At 70.1% G+C, this 20,673-nt stretch carries 19 protein-coding genes; 13 read left to right on the top strand and 6 right to left on the bottom strand.

Annotated elements, in window-relative coordinates:
• Window positions 1-12: 12 nt before the first annotated feature.
• Window positions 13-1,863, bottom strand: coding sequence for a CotH kinase family protein (locus F0U63_RS21260; RefSeq protein ID WP_395847733.1), 1,851 nt, complete (start codon window positions 1,861-1,863; stop codon window positions 13-15).
• Between the two features lie 267 nt (window positions 1,864-2,130).
• Here F0U63_RS21260 and F0U63_RS21255 point away from each other — a divergent pair, with 267 nt between their 5' ends.
• Both F0U63_RS21255 and F0U63_RS21250 read left to right on the top strand, forming a co-directional pair.
• Window positions 2,131-2,991 carry a helix-turn-helix domain-containing protein gene (locus F0U63_RS21255; protein ID WP_395847732.1) on the top strand — a complete coding sequence of 287 codons (861 nt, stop codon included), beginning with the start codon at window positions 2,131-2,133 and terminating at the stop codon, window positions 2,989-2,991.
• Between the two features lie 37 nt (window positions 2,992-3,028).
• Window positions 3,029-3,700 (top strand): hypothetical protein, encoded by a 672-nt coding sequence (locus F0U63_RS21250; protein ID WP_395847731.1) that lies wholly within the window; start codon window positions 3,029-3,031, stop codon window positions 3,698-3,700.
• Window positions 3,701-3,784: 84 nt separating this feature from the next.
• Here F0U63_RS21250 and F0U63_RS21245 read toward each other — a convergent pair whose 3' ends face one another.
• Window positions 3,785-4,309 (bottom strand): metal-dependent hydrolase, encoded by a 525-nt coding sequence (locus F0U63_RS21245; RefSeq protein ID WP_395847730.1) that lies wholly within the window; start codon window positions 4,307-4,309, stop codon window positions 3,785-3,787.
• Between the two features lie 95 nt (window positions 4,310-4,404).
• On the opposite strand from F0U63_RS21245, the gene F0U63_RS21240 reads away from it, so the two are divergent.
• The 5 genes from F0U63_RS21240 to F0U63_RS21220 all read left to right on the top strand — a co-directional run bounded on the left by F0U63_RS21240 (window position 4,405) and on the right by F0U63_RS21220 (window position 8,522).
• Window positions 4,405-5,373 carry an aldo/keto reductase gene (locus F0U63_RS21240; RefSeq protein WP_395847729.1) on the top strand — a complete coding sequence of 323 codons (969 nt, stop codon included), beginning with the start codon at window positions 4,405-4,407 and terminating at the stop codon, window positions 5,371-5,373.
• 434 nt (window positions 5,374-5,807) lie between these two features.
• Entirely contained in the window at window positions 5,808-6,359 is a 552-nt protein-coding gene (locus F0U63_RS21235) for a TIGR00730 family Rossman fold protein (protein ID WP_395847728.1), read from the top strand.
• Window positions 6,356-7,474 carry a class 1 isoprenoid biosynthesis enzyme gene (locus F0U63_RS21230; RefSeq protein WP_395847727.1) on the top strand — a complete coding sequence of 373 codons (1,119 nt, stop codon included), beginning with the start codon at window positions 6,356-6,358 and terminating at the stop codon, window positions 7,472-7,474. The genes F0U63_RS21235 and F0U63_RS21230 overlap by 4 nt, the downstream gene beginning before the upstream one ends.
• Entirely contained in the window at window positions 7,471-8,121 is a 651-nt protein-coding gene (locus F0U63_RS21225) for an HAD family hydrolase (protein WP_395847726.1), read from the top strand. The genes F0U63_RS21230 and F0U63_RS21225 overlap by 4 nt, the downstream gene beginning before the upstream one ends.
• Entirely contained in the window at window positions 8,118-8,522 is a 405-nt protein-coding gene (locus F0U63_RS21220) for a VOC family protein (protein ID WP_395847725.1), read from the top strand. Before F0U63_RS21225 ends, F0U63_RS21220 begins: the two co-directional genes overlap by 4 nt.
• Here F0U63_RS21220 and F0U63_RS21215 read toward each other — a convergent pair.
• Window positions 8,512-9,009 (bottom strand): response regulator, encoded by a 498-nt coding sequence (locus tag F0U63_RS21215; protein ID WP_395847724.1) that lies wholly within the window; start codon window positions 9,007-9,009, stop codon window positions 8,512-8,514. The two genes, F0U63_RS21220 and F0U63_RS21215, sit on opposite strands and share 11 nt — an antisense overlap.
• A 504-nt stretch (window positions 9,010-9,513) precedes the next feature.
• Here F0U63_RS21215 and F0U63_RS21210 point away from each other — a divergent pair.
• The 5 genes from F0U63_RS21210 to F0U63_RS21190 all read left to right on the top strand — a co-directional run bounded on the left by F0U63_RS21210 (window position 9,514) and on the right by F0U63_RS21190 (window position 16,131).
• Window positions 9,514-11,034: a glucan biosynthesis protein gene (locus tag F0U63_RS21210; protein WP_395847723.1), complete on the top strand. Its 1,521-nt coding sequence runs from the start codon at window positions 9,514-9,516 to the stop codon at window positions 11,032-11,034.
• Entirely contained in the window at window positions 11,022-11,531 is a 510-nt protein-coding gene (locus F0U63_RS21205; protein WP_395847722.1) for a hypothetical protein, read from the top strand. Before F0U63_RS21210 ends, F0U63_RS21205 begins: the two co-directional genes overlap by 13 nt.
• Window positions 11,532-11,547: 16 nt before the next feature.
• A complete protein-coding gene (gene mdoH, locus F0U63_RS21200) occupies window positions 11,548-13,596 on the top strand; it encodes a glucans biosynthesis glucosyltransferase MdoH (protein WP_395847721.1) in 2,049 nt (682 codons plus the stop codon).
• Between the two features lie 35 nt (window positions 13,597-13,631).
• On the top strand, window positions 13,632-14,969 hold the full coding sequence (locus tag F0U63_RS21195; RefSeq protein ID WP_395847720.1) for an SET domain-containing histone-lysine N-methyltransferase: 1,338 nt from the start codon (window positions 13,632-13,634) through the stop codon (window positions 14,967-14,969).
• A 172-nt stretch (window positions 14,970-15,141) separates the two neighbouring features.
• Window positions 15,142-16,131: a Ppx/GppA phosphatase family protein gene (locus F0U63_RS21190; protein WP_395847719.1), complete on the top strand. Its 990-nt coding sequence runs from the start codon at window positions 15,142-15,144 to the stop codon at window positions 16,129-16,131.
• Here the strand turns inward: F0U63_RS21190 and F0U63_RS21185 are convergent.
• A complete protein-coding gene (locus F0U63_RS21185; RefSeq protein ID WP_395848399.1) occupies window positions 16,124-17,491 on the bottom strand; it encodes a TAXI family TRAP transporter solute-binding subunit in 1,368 nt (455 codons plus the stop codon). The genes F0U63_RS21190 and F0U63_RS21185 overlap by 8 nt on opposite strands.
• A 68-nt stretch (window positions 17,492-17,559) precedes the next feature.
• Between F0U63_RS21185 and F0U63_RS21180 the strand changes: the two genes are divergently transcribed.
• Entirely contained in the window at window positions 17,560-18,315 is a 756-nt protein-coding gene (locus tag F0U63_RS21180; RefSeq protein ID WP_395847718.1) for a thioesterase II family protein, read from the top strand.
• Window position 18,316: 1 nt separating this feature from the next.
• On the opposite strand, the gene F0U63_RS21175 is transcribed toward F0U63_RS21180, so the two are convergent.
• Window positions 18,317-19,111 (bottom strand): 4'-phosphopantetheinyl transferase family protein, encoded by a 795-nt coding sequence (locus F0U63_RS21175; RefSeq protein WP_395847717.1) that lies wholly within the window; start codon window positions 19,109-19,111, stop codon window positions 18,317-18,319.
• 115 nt (window positions 19,112-19,226) lie between these two features.
• On the bottom strand, window positions 19,227-20,369 hold the full coding sequence (locus tag F0U63_RS21170) for a hypothetical protein (RefSeq protein WP_395847716.1): 1,143 nt from the start codon (window positions 20,367-20,369) through the stop codon (window positions 19,227-19,229).
• Window positions 20,370-20,673: the final 304 nt, after the last annotated feature.

Raw genomic sequence — 20,673 nt, 5'->3', positions numbered from 1 at the left:
CGGGCACGTGCCCTACGGACCCGTCTGGGGACCGAAGCTCTCCGCCCCTCGGGTCTTGCGCCCGTAGGCCTCCCCGGGCTTGAGCGGCGCCAGCCACAGCACGTCCAGCGCCATCAGCCCGTCCGCCGAGTACAGCGCGAGCTCGGGGGCATTGGGATCCAACGTCGCGCCCAGTACCTGGGCACCCACGTCGCCCTGGCGCAAGGTGAGGACCTGTCCGGGCTCCAGGGTGGACGCGGGCAGCGTCCACTGCTCGGGCAGCCGGGTGTGGCCCGTGAGCATGAGGCCCCCGAGCGTCACGGGCGCCGAGCCCCGGTTGTACAGCTGCACCCAGAACGCCCCCGAGGCGTCACGGCCCACCCGATCGATGACGAGCGCGCCCTGGCCATGCGACTCGATGTCCTTCAGGTGCTCGAGCAGCCAGGCACGGCGCTCGCGCACGAACCGGTGGAGGTACTCGGTGCTGCGCGCGGCGTGCTCGGTGCTGACGTAGGGATCCTTCGCCTTGCCGTCCGGACCCGGCAGGATGTAGGGCGCCAGCAGCGCGTGCATGGCATCGATGCGCGGCCCGAGGTTCTCCTCGGTGAACCACGTGTCGAGCAGCTTTCGCAGCCGGGCGGCGTAGCGGGCGCGCAGGCCCGGGTCATCGTAGATGCGCGTGGAGAGCGTGCTCCAGCCGGGCTTCATGTCCTCCATGCCCTCGAAGACGCGGCGCTCCGCGCGCAGCTCGTACACCTTCGGATCGTACGGGGTGAAGCTGAAGAGCGGGTGCGACTTCTTCACGCCCTGGATGACGGGGTTGGTGCGGTTGTAGAGCGACAGCGCGTTGTTGAGATCCCACGGCACGTGCGTCCACTTCTCCGTCTTCCGGTCGTAGACGAGGTAGCTGCGCGCGTCGCCCTGGAGATCATGGGAGATGAGCGTCTCCATCGCCAGCCAGGTGAGGTAGTCCTCCAGCTCCAGGTGCTCCTCCACGAAGGCCGGGAAGGCGTGCGGCGGCGTGCGGTTGATGCCGTCCAGGAAGCTCCACAGCTCATTCCAGGGGGCCTCCTCGTTCGTCTTCTTGTCCCAGGGCTCCTGGTAGGACTCCTGGGGCGGCGGGCGCATCTCGCCATCGTGCATGCCGGCGCGGTACAGGTCGCTGTCATCGTCGAAGCCGTGGGCCTCGAGGAAGTCCTTGTTGACGGACTCCAGCTCGGTGAAGACGCCCTCGTAGCGCGTGAGGACGGAGCCGTCTGGCTGCACCAGGTGCAGCTTCACGTGCGCGTAGCGGGCATTCGACGCGCGCAACCCGATGCTCGCCGCGAAGTCATACCAGAGCTTCTCGGTGAGGTAGCCGCTGTCCTTCCACGCCGCGAGCAGCTCGATGTTCTTCTTGCCCTCGAAGCGATCCTTCTTGTCGAAGCGCACGTCCCAGGACTTCTTCACGATGCGCGGGTCCGTCTTCGAGGAGCGCCCGCGGAAGCTCAGCTCCGCCGTGTACGCGCGGCCCTCGAGCGAGAACCGGCCCATCACGCTGAAGTCCCGCGAGGGCGGATCATGGATGTGCGCGTGGAGCGCGTCGTAGTCCGCCTGGCTCAACGTCAGCTCGTAGACGGGAATGGACGTCTGCAGCGCCGGCCAGCGGGGCTCGGCGGGCGAGGGACGCGACGGCGTCTGCGGTTCCGGAGGCGGCTGCGTCGGTGGCGGGAGCGGCTGGGGAGGCGGCTCACCCCGTGGCACCTCGGGGCCCGGCGGCGTCGAGACCCCGCCGCCTCCCACGTCGGCTTGAGCGGGAGGCGACTCTGGCATGACGGAAGGCTCGCTCGGGCCACCGCATGCGCTCACCAGCAAGAGGAGTCCAGCGAAGAGCACGATTCTCATGCCGCGCATCAGGAGCAAACAGCACGCCAGGGCCATCCCACCGTTCGCGGGAGCAAACGGGGGGCTCGCCGCGACAGGATGGGAAATAAAGTACCCAGACAGGGCGCGCACCGCCCACTTCCCTTCCCCACCCGGGAACATCGCCCAGCAGAGAGCGCCCCGAGGTGACGCCCAGCCAACACCGCCGTCGCCCGACGAAGCACCTGCTATGGTCGCGCGCGGCGACCGCCACGAGGAGATCGACCTTGCCCGCGCTCCAGGACACCGATGTCTGAGAAGGTCCGTGCCGAGAACGGCCAGGGCCACGGCCGGCCCCTCTTCGTCATCCATCGGGGCCCCACGGAGACCCAGACCACCCATGCCCCCGTGACCCACGACTACGCCGTGCTCGTCTTCCATACCGGGGGCAGCACCACCGTGGAGCAGGGGGGGCAGTGGACGCTCAAGGAGGGAGATGTGCTGCTCATCCCCGCGGGCGCGCCGCACCGGCATCTGGCCTCGCGGCAATCACACATCATGGGCGTCGGCTTCTGTCCGGTGTGTTTCCTGGCCGATGACGCCTCCGAGGAGATGCTCGCGCCCTTCGAGCACGTGCGTTCGGGGGCCGCGGCGGTGGTGAAGATTCCCGAGGGGCGCCGGCCCTTCCTGGAGAGCCTCCTGCGGGAGTTGCGGCACGAGGTGGAGCGCGAGGGCGGAGGCACCTTCGCCATCGAGCGCAGCCTGCTCACGTTGATCCTCGCCGAGGTGTCACGGGCCGCGTCCTGGGGACAGCGCTCCGGGGCGTCCGACAGCCTCGTCACCGAGGCGCTGCGCTATATCGAGCGGCACTGCCTGGAGCCGCTGTCGCTCCGGGACGTGGCGACGGCGGTGCACCGCTCGCCGGCCCACCTCACCACGGCGGTGCGCGAGGCGACGGGGCGCTCGGTCCAGGAATGGATCATCGCGGGGCGCCTGAGCGAGGCACGGCGCCGGTTGCTGCACACCGATGAGATCGTCGCCGTCATCGCCGAGCGGGTGGGCTACGCGGACGCCACCCACTTCATCCGGCTCTTCCGGCGGGCGCACGGGATGACGCCCGCCGCCTGGCGCACGCACTACCGCCACGGCGCCCCACTCGCGCCCGGGTAGGCCGGAGACGGTCCAGGTGTTGCAGACAGGCGGTCGCATGACCCCTCGCCCTCTGTCTGGTTGGATGTTTCCGCTCTTCTTGTCCCTGCTGCTGTGGGTGCCCCGGGTGGGGCTCGCCGCGCAGGACGCGCCCCTGGCTTTTCCCCACCTGGCCCTGAGCGGGCCCCTGGCCGATGAGGAGTCGCCGCCGGATTCCGAGCAGTCCTGGCACGAGGAGTCGCAGCGGCACCCGGCGCCCCTGGGGCTGCGCCTGCTGGCGGAGCTGGGCGCGGGCACCATCACGGCCGCGGGGGGAGTCCTCGCGGGAGGACTGCTGGGCGGACTGGTGTGCGCTACCACGGGCCTGGGAGACGATAGCTACTTCGGATGCCTCGGAGCCGGGATCCTCGGAGGATTGCTGGGGATCGCGGAGGGCTATGCGCTGGGCGTCTGGTGGGGCGGAGAGCTCGCGGGGGGTGATGGAAGCCTGCTGATCACGCTGCTCGGTGGAACGCTGGGGACCGTGCTGTCCGCCGTGCTGTTCCAGGCGGCCAATGGGTTCGCGCAGGGCCTGTCCTACACCGTGCCCCTGCCCTTCATCGTGGGCTCCCATCTCGGCTACGAGCTGTTCCAGCGTGCTCCGCCCGAGGTGTCCTCGCGCTCAGGTGTCCAGCCCGTGCTGTCGTTCTCCTCGCGCGGCACGCTGCTGGGCCTGGGCGGCCGCTTCTGAGCCCCCTGGCGCGCGGTGTGCAGTCCGGTTCACGGGGCTGTGCAGAGAAGAGCCGCGCGGAGCGCTCCGGGCACGACGCGCGGCTCAGGTGGACTCGCCGAGAAAACGGGCCCGCAGGGCGCGCGTCACCTCGGCGTCCCAGCGCACGGAGAACAACTCCACGATGGTGCGGCGCCAGCGCAGGGCGCACGCCAGACACGCCGCCGTGGCCGCCATGCCGATGAGCGAGTTCTGCCACGAAGCCAGGTTCCACTGCCCCTCCCAGAACCATTCCCGCATGGACGTGGGCCAGAAGTAATAGAGGGGCCAGCCGGGGCCGCTGCCCACCAGATCGCACAGCAGATGCAGGTGAAAGGCGGCGAGGGACAGCAGCGCCACCGCCCCGCGCCGCCGCGCGAGGGCCGTGCACACCGCGGCCACGGCGAGCGCCCCCACGTAGCCATGCGAGAGCACGTGGTGGTAGCGCCCATACATGTCCGTTCCCCCCAGCAGCGACAGCCCATCCAGATCGGGCGAGAGGCCAGCCAGGGTGACGAGGATCCGGTCACGGCGCTCGGGCAGCGCCTGTGACATCAACCAGGACAACTCCGCGTGGACGATGGGATTCATGGGGAGAACATATCCCGGGTGGGCCCCTTCACTTTTCTACCCCTCGGACATCAAGCGGGGGAGATTGGCCGCCGCACACGGGAGGAACAGCACACATGGAGAAGCTGCGGAAACTGGGTCGTTCGGACATCGAGATCTCCCCCATTGGCCTGGGTTGCTGGCAGTTCTCCGCGGGTGTGGGTCTGGTGGGTGGGTTCTGGGAGGCCCTGCCCCCCGCGGCCGTCGAGGAGATCATCGACGCCTCGCTCCAGGGGGGCATCAACTGGTTCGACACCGCCGAGGCCTACGGCAATGGCCGCTCGGAGCAGGCGCTCGCCGCCGCCCTGACGCGCCTGGGCAAGAAGCCGGGCGAGGTCGTCGTCGCGACCAAGTGGCTGCCCGTGGCGAGGCTGGCCTCCAGCATCGGCGCGACGATCGGCGAGCGGCTCTCCGCGTTGAGCCCCTTCGGGATTGATCTGCATCAGATCCACCAGCCCTACGCGTTCGCCACGGTCGACGCCCAAGCCGAGCAGATGGCGAAGCTGGTGCGGGAGGGGAAGATCCGCACGGTGGGCGTGAGCAACTTCTCCGAGAAGAAGATGCGCGCGACGCACGCCGCGCTCGCCCGCTGGGGGGTGCCGCTCGTCTCCAATCAGATGCAGTACAGCCTGCTGGACCGGAGGATCGAGTCCAACGGCGTGCTCGCCGCCGCCAAGGAGCTGGGCATCACGATCATCGCCTACTCGCCGCTCGCCCAGGGGCTCTTGTCGGGCAAGTTCCACGATGACCCCTCGCTCATCAAGAGCCGCGTGGGCCCGCGCAAGTTCCTGCCGAACTTCCGCGCCAAGGGGATGGAGAAGAGCCGGCCGCTGATCGAGGAGTTGAAGAAGATCGCCACCGCGCATGGCGCCACCCCCTCGCAGGTGGCGCTCAACTGGCTGTGCTCCTTCCACGGCGACACGGTGGTCGCCATCCCAGGGGCCACCAAGCGGCGTCACGCGGAGGAGAACGTGGGCGCCATGGGCTTCACCCTGTCCGCGGACGAGCTGCGGCGCATCGACGAGCTGTCACAGCACTACCGCTGACAGTCGCGCCGTGAGGGCGCCCGGCGCGGCTTGCGCTCCACCCCATTCGTGCCTCCCTTGCCGGAGTCCAACTCGAAAGGGGTACACATGCTCTCCGACGACGAGGGGTGGATGCTGCCTGGGCAGGTGTGGGTGCCGCGACCCCCTACGGGGCAGCCTGGCTACCTCGCGGGAGAGGCGACGTTCCCGGCCACGCCTCGCTGCTGGACACCTGCCCGGTTCGTGCGTCTGGCCCGGTCCATCCAGGAGGGGCGTCCGGTGGAGCGACCCTCGAGGGTGGCCTGCCGCTACACGTTTGCTTGTCGATAGCGAAACTGACCTGTGGCGTCAGCTCACCGACATGCCCGTTGTGGTCCGGTCCCATTCAAGTAGACAATGGGGTACTCGGAACCCCCCTCCCCCCTTTTGACCCACCCTCGCCGTCTCGCCGAGTCATGACGAAATCCGTTTGTGTCTTCTGTGGCTCCGCGCCAGGTGTGAATGAAGCGCACCTGAGCATGGCCTCCGCCCTGGGTGCCCTCCTGGCGGATCGGCAATTGCAACTGGTCTACGGAGGCGCCCGTGTCGGAATGATGGGCGCGGTCGCGGACGCGGCGCTGGCCCGGGGGGGGCGGGTCGTCGGGGTGATGCCCCGGGGACTGGAGCGCTACGAGGTGGCCCACCGGGGCTTGAGCGAGCTCGTCTGGACGGAGGATCTCCACGAGCGCAAGCGCCAGATGGCGGAGCGCTCGGATGCCTTCGTGGTGCTGCCGGGGGGTTTTGGCACCCTGGAGGAGGCGCTCGAGGTCATCAGCTGGAAGCAGATGCGGATGATGGACAAGCCCATCGTGCTGCTGGACGTCCGGGGCTTCTTCCAACCCCTGGTGGCCCTGGCCGAGGCGGTGGCACGCGAGGGCTTCGCGCACGCGCGCGTCGAGACACTGTTCACGGTGACGTCCCGGCTGGAGGAAGTCCTCCCCGCGCTCGGGTTGGGAGACGGCGAATGAACAAGGATCTGGTCACCCTGCAGTACCCGCAGATGTTCCAGGGCGTGTTCGCCCGCCGGCGCGAGGTCTTCGTGCCCCTGGTGGAGGACGCCCGGCGCTCGCTGCACACCCTGCCCGTGCCCGAGGCGCTGCGGCCCTTCTACGACACGGTGGTGCGCGACAACCCCCAGCCGTCGTTCATGCTGCTGCCGCTCATGTTCCTGGCCACGGCGGAGGCGTCGGGGGGCATCCAGGCCGTGCATCGCCGCTTCCTGCCCGTGCTGCTGCTCACCATGGAGATCTGCGCCATCGTGGATGACACGGTGGACCGCACCCCCATGCGCTCGGGCCGGCGCACCTTCGCGCTGCGCTTCGGCGAGCCCAGCACCACGCCCTTCGTGGGCTCGTTGATCGCCCTGGCGGCCCAGGAGGCCGCGCGCGTCGAGCCGCACCTGCTCGGGGCCACGATGAACCTGTTCACCGAGCTGTACGCCCTGCAGATCTGGGAGCGCCAGCACCTCTACCCCAGCGAGACGCTGTTCGCGCGCTGGCTCGACAACCGCTACCGCGAGAACACGCTGGGGGTGTCCTTCGGGCTCGACACGGCGCTGCGGCTCAACGGGCGGCCCCCCCTGCCCCCGCGCGTGGTGGAGGCCTTCGGGCGCATCTTCCAGGACGTGGATGACCTGGTGAACATCATCGAGGACCGGAGAACCGAGGGAGAGAACGACGACGTGTTGATGGGGGCCGTGACGCGGCCGCTGCTGGTGACGCTCGAGAACCAGCCGAGCCTGCGCACCGACGTGGCGAACCTGTGGCGGGTGTGCCGTGTCATGACGGGGGCCTCGGCGTCGGCGGTGCACAAGACCCCGGCGCACCTCAACCCCACCATCGCGAAGCTCTACCGCCCCATCCACGAGGCCATCCTCGACGTGGGCGTGCGCGGCACCGTGCGGCACGTGCTGGCCGACTACCGCACCTGCGTGATGAGCTCGCCGCCCGAGTTCCGCCCGGCCATCCAGGAGATGACCCGCACCTGGGTGGACCGGCTGCGGCGCTGCAGGGGCAACGAGCTCATCACCGAGGAGGAGATCCGCCACTCGCTCGGCGAGGACGAGCCCCAGGAGGCCGCGTGACGGACGCCGTCATCTTCGACCGGGATGGGGTGCTCGCCGAGTTCGATCTGCCGGGCGCGCACCGGGAGCTGAGCGGGCTGTTGCCCTTCGGGCTCGAGCAGCTCGGCGCCCACCTGCGTGACTGGGCGCCCCGGGCCCAGGCCATCATCGACGCCGCGAGCGAGCGCGTCTTCTGGGACTCCTTCTGGGCGCACCTGTGCCAGGCGCACGGCCTGGATGAAGGGGTGCGCGGCCAGCTGTGCCGCTTCGAGCCCCGCCGCACGCTGCGCGCCTTCGCGGACGCGCGCCCCGCGCTCGAGCAGGCGCGCCGCCACGGCTACCGCGTGGGCGTGTTGTCCAACTTCACCCTGCTCGATCTGCCGGGCTCGTTGGAGGCGCTGGGGCTGGGCGAGCTGGTGGACGCGGCCCTGTCGGCGGCGGTGATTGGCTTCTCCAAGCCCCGGCCCGAGGCCTACCAGGCCATGGCGCGCGCGCTCGGCGTGGCGCCCGAGGCGTGTCTGTTCGTCGATGACCGGCCGGAGTGCGTCGAGGGGGCGCGACAGGTGGGCATGCGCGCGTGGTTGTTGGATCGGCGGGGCAAGTCCACGGAGAAGAACCGGCTGCGCGGCCTCGGCGAGCTGTTCGACGTGTCGCGGGAGGGCCCATGAAGCCCCTGCTGCCCGCGCTCCACCACGTGGCGATCATCTGCTCGGACTACGCGCGCTCCAAGGCCTTCTACAGCGAGGTGCTGGGCCTGCGCATCGTCCACGAGGTGTACCGGGAGGCGCGCGGCTCCTGGAAGTTGGATCTGGAGATCAGCCCGGGCGTGCAGGTGGAGCTGTTCTCCTTTCCGAATCCGCCGCCACGGCCCACGCGGCCGGAAGCCCAGGGCCTGCGCCACCTGGCGTTCGCCGTGCCCGACGTGCAGGCGGTGGTGGCCGAGCTGAACCGGCGCGGCGTGAGCACCGAGCCCATCCGCGTGGATGAGTACACGGGCAAGCGCTTCACCTTCTTCGCCGACCCGGACGGCCTGCCCCTGGAAGTCTACGAGGTGCCGTCTACGGGATGACGTCGGACTCGGTCATCGCCAGCGCCGCGGAGCGCACGTCCTCCAGCGCGAAGGACTGATCCAACACCAGGTGCACCGGCAGGCACTCCATGCGCGCGCGCAACCTCGGGTTGGTGAAGGCGCTCACGAGGATGACGGGCACCCAGGGGTGCGCATGGCACCAGCGCTCGAGCAGCGCCAGTCCCTGCTCGCCCAACATCCGCGCGTTGCAGATGAGGAGATCCGGCGGCGTGACGCCCTTGGGCCTCATCTCCTGGGCCAGGCGCGAGAGCGCGCCGCGCGCGTCCTCCACCACATCCACCTCGAAACGATCCTGGAGGAGCAGATCACGCAGGCCATGGCCGCGCTCGCGCAGGTTCTCCATCACCACCACCCGCCAGGGCGTGGCCCTGGGGCGCTCCGGCGGAGAACGCCGAGATCCCCGTGCCCTCGACGGGAATGAGTCATTCTGCTGGGCAACCACCGAATAGGCGCGCTTGACCACCATCGCGTCCTCCTGAAGACCTCTATTAGCAGGAGCCGTACCGTCCCGCTAAACTGAATTTTTTCAGTGCCGTGAGAATAATCTCCAGAACTCCACGGATGTGGAGTTCCATTGTGTCATCTCTTCCCGTCGGAAGGGACAGGGAAAAACGCCACACGAGGTATTCCGCGACACGTGGAACTTACTGACAGGGTTGGACGCCTGAGTCTCTCAGTCCCGGGTGCGTTGTCGGGGCCCAGTTGTGGAACAAATGGACAGCCTCACCTCGCCCCCTGTTCTTCTGCTCCCCACCCGCGCCAGAACCGGGGGCGTCCTGGCCGTCCTGGAGAGCCCGTCAACCCCCTGGAATCGTTTGCACCGCAATCTCTTTCACATGGGATGAGAGGGGGAAGCTCGTGAATTTGCTGGGCATACGAGCAGCCTGCCTTGATTGGCATGGGAGCTGCTAGGGCCGGACCTCGTTCGCACTTTCGCAGGCTTGCGAGGAGGTCACCCGAAGTGGAGCCGATGACGTGGGCAAAGAGGTGGGTGCGCGGAGCCTGTGCGCTCGGGGTGCTCGGGTCGCTGGTGGCCAGCGCCGCGCCCCGCGCCACCCCGCCCGCCTTCAGCGCGGAGACGGTCCGCGCGCGCGCCCGCGAGCTGGCGCAGAAGCCCTATCGGGCTCCGGCGCCCCTGCCGAAGGGAGTCTTCGAGGGGCTCACGTACGATCAGTACCGGGACATCCGCTACCGCCCGGAGCGGGCGTTGTGGCGCGAGGCGAGCCTGCCCTTCCAGGCGCAGTTCTTCCACCCGGGCCTCTTCTACCCCGCGCCCCTGCCCATGCATGAGGTGGAGGGTGGACGGGTGACGGCGGTGCGCTTCTCGCCGCAGCTCTTCACCTACGGCCCGCTCGTGAAGCAGCCGCCGCCCTCGTCCGTGGAGGGCTTCGCGGGCCTGCGGCTCAGCGGCCCCATCAACCGGCCGGACTACTACGACGAGATCGTGGTCTTCCTCGGGGCAAGCTACTTCCGGGCGCTGGGCCGCGGCAACGTGTACGGGCTGTCCGCGCGCGGGCTGGCCATCGACACGGCGCTGCCCGAGGGCGAGGAGTTCCCCCTCTTCCGCGAGTTCTGGCTGGAGAAGCCGAAGGCCGGCGCGGACCGGGCCGTGGTGCACGCGCTGATGGACAGCCCGAGCGTCACCGGCGCCTACCGCTTCGTCATCATCCCGGGCGAGCGCACGGTGATGGAGGTGGAGGCGGTGCTGCACGCGCGCAAGCCGGTGAAGCGGCTGGGCGTGGCGCCGCTGACCAGCATGTATCTCTTTGGCGAGAACGATCGCGGAAGCGCCGAGGACTTCCGGCCCGAGGTGCATGACTCGGACGGGCTGCTGCTGTGGATGAAGGATGGCGAGCACCTGTGGCGTCCGCTGCAGAACCCGTCCCAGCTGAGCGTGTCCAGCTTCCAGGTGAAGGGCCTGCGGGCCTTCGGGCTGCTGCAGCGCGATCAGGCCTTCCCGAGCTACGAGGATCTCGAGGCGCGCTACGACAAGCGCCCCAGTGTGTGGGTGGAGCCGGTGGGCGAGTGGGGCCCGGGCACGGTGCAGCTGGTGGAGATTCCCACGCTAGAGGAAGTGAACGACAACATCGTGGCCTACTGGGTGCCCGAGAAGCCCTTCGGGCCCGGGGCGCCGCTGAGCCTGTCCTGGAAGCTGCACTGGGGCAGCGAGGCCCCCGAGCGCTCCCAGGTGGCACTGAGCACCGCCACGCGCATCGCCGCGGGCAGCAAGCCGGGCGCACGGCGCTTCGTGCTCGAGTTCTCGCGCGGGGGCCCCGAGGGGGGCGAGGGTCCGGTGGAAGCCGTCGTCACGGCGTCCTCGGGCCAGGTCCTCCGGCCCATCGCGCAGCCCAACGCCGCCACCGGCGGCTGGCGCGCCACCTTCGAGCTGGTGCCCGCGGCGGGCACCTCCGCTCCCATCGAATTGCGCTGTTTCCTGCGACGCGGAACCGAAACCCTCACCGAGACCTGGAGTTACCCGTGGACACCGTGACGACGTCGATCTCCTCCGCCTCCGTGCTCTCCTCCAGCTTCCCGCTTCCCGCCGGGACGCGCGAGGCGCTCGATGCCTTCTTCCGCTCCTTCGGCTTCAGCCAGGAGAGCGACTTGTCCCGTCTGGCCGTGTGGGCCCTGGGCGCGCGGCGGGTGGACTCCCGCGAGGCCGCCCTGGCGCTGGCGCGCGAGCGGATGGAGCACTGGCTGGCCGAGGCGCTCGGGCCGGCCCACGTGGCCCATGGCGCGCTGCTGGCGCGCGGCCGCGCGGCGTTCGTGCTGTGTGATGGGGCGCGCTGGGGCGCGGCGGTGCTGCTGTCCACGCCGAGCGCGCTGCCGGTGGAGTTCACGCGTGCGCTCCGGGCGTCGGTGCCCGTGCCCGCCCCGCGGCCGCTGCCCACGACGATGCCGGAGCAGACCCTGAGCACCTGGTCCCTGGGCGAGCTGCTGCGCCGCTGGTGGCGGGTGGGCGAGCCGGACGTGTCCGTCTCCCGCTGAAGCACCTGGAGGCCTCATGCACGCGCATTCCTTCTCGCCCGGGTCGGCCGGGCTGCGGCGGGCCCTCGTCCTCGGCCCGGCCGCGCTGTCCACGCTCGTGGCGACCGGGGAGTTGGTCCGGTTGTTGAGCGTCCGGGGCTTCACCCTCCCCGAGGGGGTGATGACGGGCCTGTTCGTCCTGTGCTTCGCCTGGATCTCGCTCTCCTTCTGGGCGGCGGTGGCGGGCTTCGTCCAGACGCTGCTGGGCAAGCGGCCGCCGGGTCTGCGCTGGCCGGACGCGCGGGAGGAAGCGGCGCCGCTGACGAGCCGCATCGCGGTGGTGATGCCCATCCACAACGAGGACCCGACGTCGGTCTTCGCCAACCTCCAGGCCACCTACGAGTCGGTGGCGGCCACGGGGCGGCTGGAGTCCTTCGACTTCTACGTGCTGAGTGACTCCACGCGCCTGGAGGCGTGGGTGGCCGAGGAGTTGGCGTGGTCGGACCTGTGCCGGCGCGTGGGAGGCCAGGGCCGCATCTTCTACCGGCGGCGCTCGGACAACACGGGCAAGAAGGCGGGCAACCTCGCGGACTTCTGCGAGCGCTGGGGCCGCCGCTACGACTTCATGGTGGTGCTGGACGCCGACAGCCTCATGGCGGGTGACACGCTGGTGCGCATGGCGCGGCTCATGGAGCTCAACCCGCGCGTGGGCATCCTCCAGGCCCCACCGCTGTGCGTGGGACGCACCACGCTCTTCGCCCGCCTGCAGCAGTTCGCCGGCCGCGTGTACGGGCCCGTGGTGGCGGCGGGGGCGGCGGCCTGGCAGCTCGGCGAGTCCAACTACTGGGGCCACAACGCCATCCTGCGCGTGTCGGCCTTCACCGAGCACTGCGGGCTGCCGGTGCTGCCGGGCCAGCAACCCTTTGGGGGCCACATCCTCAGCCATGACTTCGTGGAGGCGGCGCTGATGCGGCGCGCGGGCTACACGGTGTGGCTGGTGCCGGAGCTGGGCGGCAGCTACGAGCAGTCCCCGCCCCACCTGCTCGCGTACGCGCAGCGCGACCGGCGCTGGTGCCAGGGCAACCTGCAACACCTGGGGCTGGTGCTCGCCGGAGGCCTGCACCCGTCGAGCCGGGGCCACTTCCTCATGGGCGTCATGTCCTATGTGGCCTCGCCCCTGTGGCTGCTCTTCCTCGCGGCGGGGCTGGGCGCGGCGCTGTGGGATCGCTTCGTGGCGGCGGAGTCCCCACTCGGCTCCCAGGCGCTGCTCGCCGAGGCACCCTCCTTCGACGTGCCGGGCGCGCTGCGGCTGATGTCCGTGTCGCTCGCCATGCTGCTGTTGCCCAAGGTGTTCGGCCTGCTGCTGGCCCTGGCGGATCGCGATGAGGCCGCGCGCATGGGCGGCCGGCTCCGGCTGGTGCTCGGCGTGCTGGTGGAGAGCGTCGTGTCCACGCTGCTCGCCCCGGTGATGATGCTCTTCCAGTCGCACTTCGTCTTCGGGACGATCCTCGGCTACCGGGTGTCCTGGTCGAGCCAGCAGCGTGGCGACGAGGCCCTGCCGTGGGCGGAAGCGGCGCGGCGCCATGCGGTGCACATGGGCGTGGGCGTGGGCGTGGCGGCGGTGGCGTTCGGGGTGAATCCGGGCCTGCTGCCGTGGCTGGCCCCGGTGGTGGTGGGACTGCTGCTGTCCATCCCCCTGACGGTGTGGACGTCGCGGGCCTCGTGGGGCGAGTGGACGGCGCGGCTCGGCCTCTTCCTCATCCCCGAGGAGTCGGCCCCTCCTCCCGTGCTGGTGCGGGCCACGGAGCTCGCGCGCAACGAGGTGGAGCCGGTGGAGGACGCGCTGGAGCGGGTGCTCCAGGACGACCGCGCGCACGCGCTGCACCTCGCCCTGCTGGAGTCCTCGCCCGGTGCCGAGGGCACGTCGCTCATGCTCGCCTCCGCCCGCCGCAAGCTCATGGAGGGGGAACCCGAGCGGCTCTCCGTGCAGGAGAAGGCGGCCGTCATGCTGGACGCGGACACCCTCGCGGAGGTGCGCGGCCAGTACGTGACCTCGCGCAAGCCCGCCCCCGCGACAAGCGCCTGATCGAGGAGGCGGACTTGGAGTAGCGTGCCGGCACCATGAGCGCCGACACCGCCGCGTCCTCCTCGAATCAGAAGCTGTCGAACCTGCTGCGCTGGCTGGAAGAAGGAGGAGCCCGCTTTCCCAAGCTCCAACTCGTCCGGCGTGAGGACGGCGAGCGCGCCGTGCTCGCCCAGGCGTCCATCTCCGCCGGGGAGACGGTGCTCGAGGTGCCTCGCACCCACATGCTCACCCTGGAGCTCGCGCGGGAGTCGGACATCGGCCGCGCCATCGCCGAGGGGCTCGATCCGGACAACGAGGACCTGTACCTGGCCTCCTTCCTCCTCCAGGAAAAGCACCGCGAGGGCTCCTTCTGGAAGCCCTACATCGACAGCCTTCCCGAGTCCTACCCCCAGATGCCCCTCTTCTATGGGAGCGACGAGCATGCCCTGCTCAAGGGCTGCTTCGCGCTGACCCTGCTGACGCACCAGGCCCAGTCGCTCCGGGAGGACTACCTGAGCCTGTGCCAGAACGTCCCCGGCTACGAGCGCTTCACCCCCGGGGAGTTCGTCTGGGCCCGGCTCTCGGTGTCCTCGCGCCTGTTCAGCCTGAAGAAGGGGGGCTTCCTTGGACAGACGCTCGTGCCGATGGCGGACATGCTCAACCACCGCCGCCCGCCCGATGTGCTCTGGGAGACCTCGGAGGACGGGGAGTCCTTCGTGATGAAGGCGAACAACCCCGTGGCCGCCGGCGACGAGGTCCACGACAGCTATGGGGCCAAGAGCAACGATCTGATGCTGCTGCACTTCGGCTTCGTGACGGACGACAACGAGCACGACGAGGCCTTCCTCGGCCTGCGCATCCTCGATGGGGATCCGCTCGCGGCCACCAAGCAGATGCTGCTCATGCTCCCCTCCCCCACCGCCGCGCGCCCCTTCAAGATCTCGCGCCCGTACGTCCATACGACCACCCGCATGGCGTTCTCCTTCCTGCGGGTCGCCGCCGCCGTCCCGAATGACATCGAGGACATCTCCAGCCGGGTGATGTCCGGCGAGCGCGCCCTCGGACCCCTGAGTGTGGAAAACGAGGAGAACGTCCTCGAGCTGCTCGCCGCCACCTGCCAGGCCCGGCTCTCCATCTTCCCCACCTCGCTCGCGCAGGACGAAGAACTGCTGCGCGGCGAGTCCCTCTCGCCCAACGCGCGCAACTGCGTGCTCGTGCGGCGCGCGGAGAAACAGCTCATCGAGGACTACCTCGAGATGACCCGCGTCTGCCTCAAGCTGCTGCGCACGCCCCGGGAAGAAGTCGAGCGGCTCGCCGCCCTGTCCGACTCGCCCTGGGGCTGGTTCGATGCCTACGTGCGCACGGATCTGCTGAAACTCATCCTCGGCGAGTAACCAGGCGGGCGGCCATTCCCTGGCCCGGTGGGCCTGCTGGCTATCAGCAGGGAGCGCCGCCCGTGAAAACTTCGAGCAAATAGCGCCGGGGCGTCACGGGGTTGGCACAAAGCCCGCCTAGCTTGTCGGTCGAGTAGGAGTGGACCGTCCCACACCGAAAGGTTCGTCACCCATGGCCGATCCGATCTCGCGACCCGTCTTCGCCGCCATCGACGTGGGCACCAACGCCGCCCGGCTGGAGCTGGCCCGGCCCGGCGCCACGGGCGTGCTGGAGACCGTGCTCAAGGAGCGGGACGCCATCCGCCCGGGTGAGGGCGTCTTCTCCCAGGGAACGATGTCACCAGGGGCCGCGGATCGGCTGGTGGGCACGTTGCGCCGCTACGCGGCCGTGTGCCGGCGTCACCAGGCCCAGGTCCGGGCGGTGGCCACCAGCGCCCTGCGCGAGGCGCGCAACCAACAGGAAATCCTCCAGCGGGTGCGCGAGGAGGCGGGGCTGGAGCTGGAGGTGGTGAGCGGCGAGGAGGAAGCGCGGCTCATCTGCCTGGGCGTCCTGCACCGCACGCCCCCACGCACGCGCTCGCTGCTGGTGGATCTGGGCGGAGGCTCCACCGAGGTGGTGCTCGCCACCGGAGAGCGGCCCGATGCCATGTGGAGCCTGCCCCTGGGCGCGGTGCGGCTGACGCAACTGTTCGACACCTCCGGCGAGGTGTCCCCTTCCCGGCTGTGCTCGCTGCGCGACTTCGCCGAGGCGCGCCTGATCGAGACGATCCCCGCCGCCCTCGCCTCCCCGCCCTTCACGGCGATCGGCTCTTCCGGCACCATCCGGGCCCTCGTGGACTTCGCGGCGCGCGATGGCTCCTGCGTCGCGAGCCGGGAGGATCTCGCGAGCGCCGCGCACCTGCTGGCGCGGATGTCACCGGAGCGGCGGCGCGAGCACTTCGACGCGCGGCGGGCCGACATCATCGTCGCCGGCGCCGTGCTGCTCGAGCGGCTGGTGCACCACCTGGGCGTGGACGGCATCACCGCCGTCAAGCGCGGCCTGCGGGATGGCCTGCTCGTGGACCTGTGGTCCCGTCAGGACGGCACGGCGGGCGACGAGGACTCCCTCCAGGGGCACGGGCGCGTCTTCCCACGCGAAGCGCGCGCCGTGGGATTCAACTGACCACCACCCGCTGGGTCAGGGCCTCGCTTTCATCGGGGGCGCCCGACAGCCGCCGGGTGACGCGCCGACGCACGACGTCGATGTGCTCGCGGAAGAAGTAGAGGTTCTCCGCGTACGCCAGGGGCATGGGGATGCGGTTCACCTCGCGCTCGGCCTCGTCGAGCCGCGAGAGCATGTCCTCCAGCAGCTTGCGTCCCGGGTTCTCCTCCAGCTGCAGCTCGATCTCCTTGAGGCGCGCGTACCAGCGGACGATGCGAGAGCGGATGCGCCACTGCACCAGCGCGGGCACGGCGCGGCCCAGCGGCACCACCACGGCGATGATGGGCACGAGCATCAGCCAGAGCCGGTCCACGAGGTTCGCCGCCCAGAAGGGCAGGTAGCGCTGGAGCAACGGGGGGCCCGACTTGTAGTAGCGGCGCGCCTCCCCGCTCAGCGGATAGTCACCCTCGAGCGCCGCGGGGAACTCACCCGAGCGATCCAGGATGCCCGCGCCGCCATGCACCTCGCTCGCGGCGCTCAGCAGGAGGTAGGCGAGCGCCGGATGAAGCGAGTCGCGCGCCACGAGACTCGCCGTGGGCGCGAGCAGCACCACGTCCCGCTCGGGGAGATCCGCCTCGAGGTTCAACACCCCCCGGGGCAGCACGTGCCGGGACAGATAGGGGAAGCGGCGGACATAGGCCTCTCCTCGCGCGAAGCTGAGCAGGCGGATGCCGGGCTCCGCGATGAGCTTGCGCACGAAGGGCGCCTCGGCGGAGGCGACGAGGAACACCGCATCGAGCTCGCCCTGCTTGAGGCGCGCGAGGGCCTCATCCCGCTCGAGCGTGAGCAGTTCCGTGGGCGACTGCTCCACGGCATTGGCCTTGAGCAGCGTGAGGGCGAGCGCGCGGGTGCCACTCTCGGGCGTGCCCACCGCGAGGCGCTTGCCGCGCAGCTCGCGCACGTCCTCGATGGGCTCACCCCGGTAGAAGACCCACAGGGGGATATAGGTCAGGCCCCCGAGCGAGACGATGTTGGGCACCTGGGTACGCCCCGCGGCCGAGCCGCTCTGGACGAAGGCCACGTCGGCCTCCGCCTTGTCGCCGGAGAGCAGCTCCAGACTGGTGAGCGAGCCCTGGGTCGGGCGGATCTCCAGGGTGACGCCGTGGCGCGCGAGGATGTCCCGGTAGCGGCGCGCGAAGTAATTGAAGCCCCCTTCATCCTGGGCGGCCGCGACGACGAGCTTCTTCGGGGGCGCGGGCTTGATGAAGTAGAAGGCCACGGCGAACGCGGCGATCGCGAGCAGGATCGAGGGCCCGAGGACGAGCCACAAATCGCGCCGGAGGGTGCGCCGGAGCTGGTCCTTGAGAGTGTCCGTCTTCAGCATGGTGGACGCGAGTATAGGGGCTCGGAGCGCCTTGACGCTCCCGAGATGAAGGGCGACAGTGACCCGTGCCTCCCGTTCCACATCCCTGGTTTCCACTCCGGCAGCCCAACCCCCACGCGCGCCTGCGCGTCTTCGGTCTTCCCTACGCGGGCGGAGGCGCCTCCATCTACAACGGGTGGGCCACGGCCCTGCCCGCGGGCATCGAGTGGGTCTCCGTCCAGCTTCCGGGCCGCGAGCGGCGGATCCTGGAGAAGCCCTTCGAGCAGCTCCCGCCGCTGCTCGATGCCCTGGAGGAGGCCCTGGCACCGCTGCTGGACAAGCCCTTCGTCTTCTTCGGCTACAGCATGGGCACGCGCATCGCCCTGGGGCTCGCGCAGCGCTGGCAGGCCCGGGGCGCGCCGCTGCCGCTCGGCATGGTGATGGCCGCCGCGGGAGCGCCCCACCGGCCCCGCGAGTCCCGGGGCGCGCTGAGCGACGCGGAGTTCATCGAGCTGCTGCGCAAGTACGAGGGCACGCCCGCGGAGATCTTCGCCCACAAGGAACTGCTGGACATGGTGTTGCCCACGCTGCGCGCGGACTTCGCCATCGCCGACGCCGTGATGCCCTCGCACCCCGTGCGCTGTCCGATCTCCGTCTATGGCGGACGGGAGGATCCCTACGTGACGCTGTCGATGCTCGAGCCCTGGAGCGAGCTGACGACGGGGGACTTCCGGACGCGGAGCTTCCCCGGCAAGCACTTCTTCCTGCGCACCGCGCGCGAGCCCCTGCTGAGTGCCCTGCGCGAGGAGCTCGTGCGCTGGGCGCCCGACGTGGGCCCGTAGCTCAGCGCTCCCCCGGGGCCACCCTCCAGGGAGGCTCCTCGCTGGCCAGGGGGACGCACCGCTGGCAGCGCACGGAGAGAGGCAGCCCCCGGGTCCGGCGCACCGACACCGCCGCCGGGTGCTCCGCCGACAGCCGCAGTTGCACGAACTGCCACGCCTCGGGCTCGTCCACCATGCGCGCATCGAAGGAGATGCGTGGCGGCTGCCCCGGCGCCAGATGGAAGGCGAACTGATCCAGGGGCAGGCTCAACCCGGCGCCACGGGCCTTGATGTAGGACTCCTTGAGCGTCCAGTAGTCGAAGAAGCGCTCGCGCTGGAGCGCCTCGGGCAGGGAATGCAGGTCCGCGACTTCCGAGGGCGCGAAGAAGGACTCGGCCAGCTCCACCGTCTGGCCCATGCGCCCCGAGTGCTCCACGTCCGCGCCCACCTCCATGTCGTGAGCCACCGCGCACACCGCCATGCCATCGGTGTGAGAGAGATTGAAACGCAACCGGGGCAGGCCCTCTCCCGCGATCTCCGGACGCCCGTAGGCGTTGGTGGAGAAGCGCCAGTCCTGGGGCGCCACCGGCGCGTAACGCGACAGGCAGACGCGCACCAGGGCATGGGACACGAGGAACTGCTGCCGGTGTTTCTCGAAGCGGAAGCGCTGATGCCGCTCCCGCTCCTCGGCGCCGAGCAGGGCCAGGTAGGCCGCGAGCAGCCGGGGCTCCGTCACCCGCTCCGGCTCCACGATCCACAGGTGGACCTCGTCGGGGCGCGGCAGTGGCGAGGGAGCGGGAGAAGGAGGGGGACTCATGTGGGGGCTCGGCCTTCTCCCTATCGCGTCGAGGACGCCCGCGCCAGCGACGGCCGGGCGCCTTGATTTCTCGGAAGCCGAGGGGACACGGAGCACCCGTGTCCCCTCCCCTGTCTCAGTGGCCCCGGAGCACGGTGAGGCCCTGGTCGGTGACGACGTAGAGCATCGCCGGAGAGGCGTTGGGATCGTAGAGCAGCTGCTTCACCTTATTGCCCGTCACCTCCGTCACCCGGGAGAGCCGCTTGTTGACGTCCATCCGCCACAGGCCCGCGCCATCGGTGCCGATGAAGAGCGAGCCGTCATCCGTGGCCGCGAGCGACGTGAGCCGCTGGGTCGGCAGCCCCGCCACCGCGGTGCCCTTCTGGGGCCGGCTTCCGGCGGAGAGGATGGTCATCTCCCAGAGGCCGAAGCTGGCGCTGGCCAGGTAGTAGTGGCCATCGCGCGTCTGCTGGAAGCCCCGCCAGTAATCGAAATCGGCGAGCGAGTTGACCTCGGGCAGGAAGGAGGACTCCACCTTCATCTTGTTGACGGACTTGTTCGTCCAATCCCAGTAGCCGATGTCCGCGGTGGGCGTGACGATGCCGAACGTCCAGTCATTGCCGATAAGCACGTCTCCATCCTGGGCGATGCCCACCGCGTAGCTGTAGCCGATGTGCTGGCCGCCATGCTCGTCGAACCAGGTCGGATGGCGATGGCTGTTGTAGGACAGGCCACGCACGCGGGTGACGCCGTGATTGGTGCTGACGTACACGTCGCCCTTGTCCCGGCCGCGCGCCACCTTCACGCAGCCGAGCACCGCGCGATCCTCGTCGTAATGCCAGTCATTGGAGTTGTGGATGCCCGTGTTGCCAGGCGGGTTCCAGGTCAGCTTGCCTTCCTGGCTCCACCGGTAGGAGTGAGACAGGTGCTCCTCGAGCTGGATGCCGTTGGCCGTGAGGTGGACCGCGTCCAGATCGCCCTCGCCGTAGGTGGAGTCCTCATGGGACTGACGCTTGGGATCATCGAGCTCCCGTGCGTAGTAGCCCACGTAGGCGCGGCCGGCGCTGCCGCCGCAGATGACCGTGGAGGTGAAGCCCCTGCCAGCCTGGCCGATGTTGCTCGCCCATTGCGGCTGGGTGTCTCCGGGCCGGAGCACGCCGATGCGATTGCCCTGGAGCAGCCAGATGTTGAAGGCGTCATCCACCGCCACGCCCTGGGGCTGGCCCACTCCGAAGCGCTGCGTGTAGTTGACCACTGGCTCCTGGGGCCAGATGTCCACGCCCGGGAAGTCATCAACCGCCCCTCCCCCAGGGTCGTCGCCGGTGCCGCCCCCACCGTCCGTGCCCCCCTCCCCGGGGGTACCCCCATCGAGGGGCGGCGTGCTTCCGCCATCCCCGGGCGAGCCCGCGTCCTCAGGGAGCGGGCTTCCCGCGTCAGCGGGCGGAGGGGTGGTTCCACCGTCCTCGGGAAGAGGCGTGTCGGCGTCCCCGGGTGGCGTCCGCGGCTCCGAGGGAGCCACGGGCTCCGTGGGCTCGGCGGGTACTTGACGCGTCGAATCCCCCAGCCCTCCACCGCATGCGGCC

The sequence above is a fragment of the Cystobacter fuscus genome (genome assembly GCF_044360685.1).
Lineage (GTDB): Bacteria > Myxococcota > Myxococcia > Myxococcales > Myxococcaceae > Cystobacter > Cystobacter fuscus_C.
The sequence above is the reverse complement of the archived record's forward strand: the minus strand, read 5'-3'. Positions and strand labels throughout refer to the sequence as shown.

Coding starts and splice junctions, on each gene's coding strand:
- F0U63_RS21240 (WP_395847729.1), top strand. CDS start 4,405: ATGGAGAAGCTGCGGAAACTGGGTCGTTCGGACATCGAGATCTCCCCC.
- F0U63_RS21235 (WP_395847728.1), top strand. CDS start 5,808: ATGACGAAATCCGTTTGTGTCTTCTGTGGCTCCGCGCCAGGTGTGAAT.
- F0U63_RS21250 (WP_395847731.1), top strand. CDS start 3,029: ATGACCCCTCGCCCTCTGTCTGGTTGGATGTTTCCGCTCTTCTTGTCC.
- mdoH (WP_395847721.1), top strand. CDS start 11,548: ATGCACGCGCATTCCTTCTCGCCCGGGTCGGCCGGGCTGCGGCGGGCC.
- F0U63_RS21210 (WP_395847723.1), top strand. CDS start 9,514: ATGACGTGGGCAAAGAGGTGGGTGCGCGGAGCCTGTGCGCTCGGGGTG.
- F0U63_RS21215 (WP_395847724.1), bottom strand. CDS start 9,009: ATGGTGGTCAAGCGCGCCTATTCGGTGGTTGCCCAGCAGAATGACTCA.
- F0U63_RS21175 (WP_395847717.1), bottom strand. CDS start 19,111: ATGAGTCCCCCTCCTTCTCCCGCTCCCTCGCCACTGCCGCGCCCCGAC.
- F0U63_RS21230 (WP_395847727.1), top strand. CDS start 6,356: ATGAACAAGGATCTGGTCACCCTGCAGTACCCGCAGATGTTCCAGGGC.
- F0U63_RS21190 (WP_395847719.1), top strand. CDS start 15,142: ATGGCCGATCCGATCTCGCGACCCGTCTTCGCCGCCATCGACGTGGGC.
- F0U63_RS21255 (WP_395847732.1), top strand. CDS start 2,131: ATGTCTGAGAAGGTCCGTGCCGAGAACGGCCAGGGCCACGGCCGGCCC.
- F0U63_RS21245 (WP_395847730.1), bottom strand. CDS start 4,309: ATGAATCCCATCGTCCACGCGGAGTTGTCCTGGTTGATGTCACAGGCG.
- F0U63_RS21260 (WP_395847733.1), bottom strand. CDS start 1,863: ATGAGAATCGTGCTCTTCGCTGGACTCCTCTTGCTGGTGAGCGCATGC.
- F0U63_RS21220 (WP_395847725.1), top strand. CDS start 8,118: ATGAAGCCCCTGCTGCCCGCGCTCCACCACGTGGCGATCATCTGCTCG.
- F0U63_RS21195 (WP_395847720.1), top strand. CDS start 13,632: ATGAGCGCCGACACCGCCGCGTCCTCCTCGAATCAGAAGCTGTCGAAC.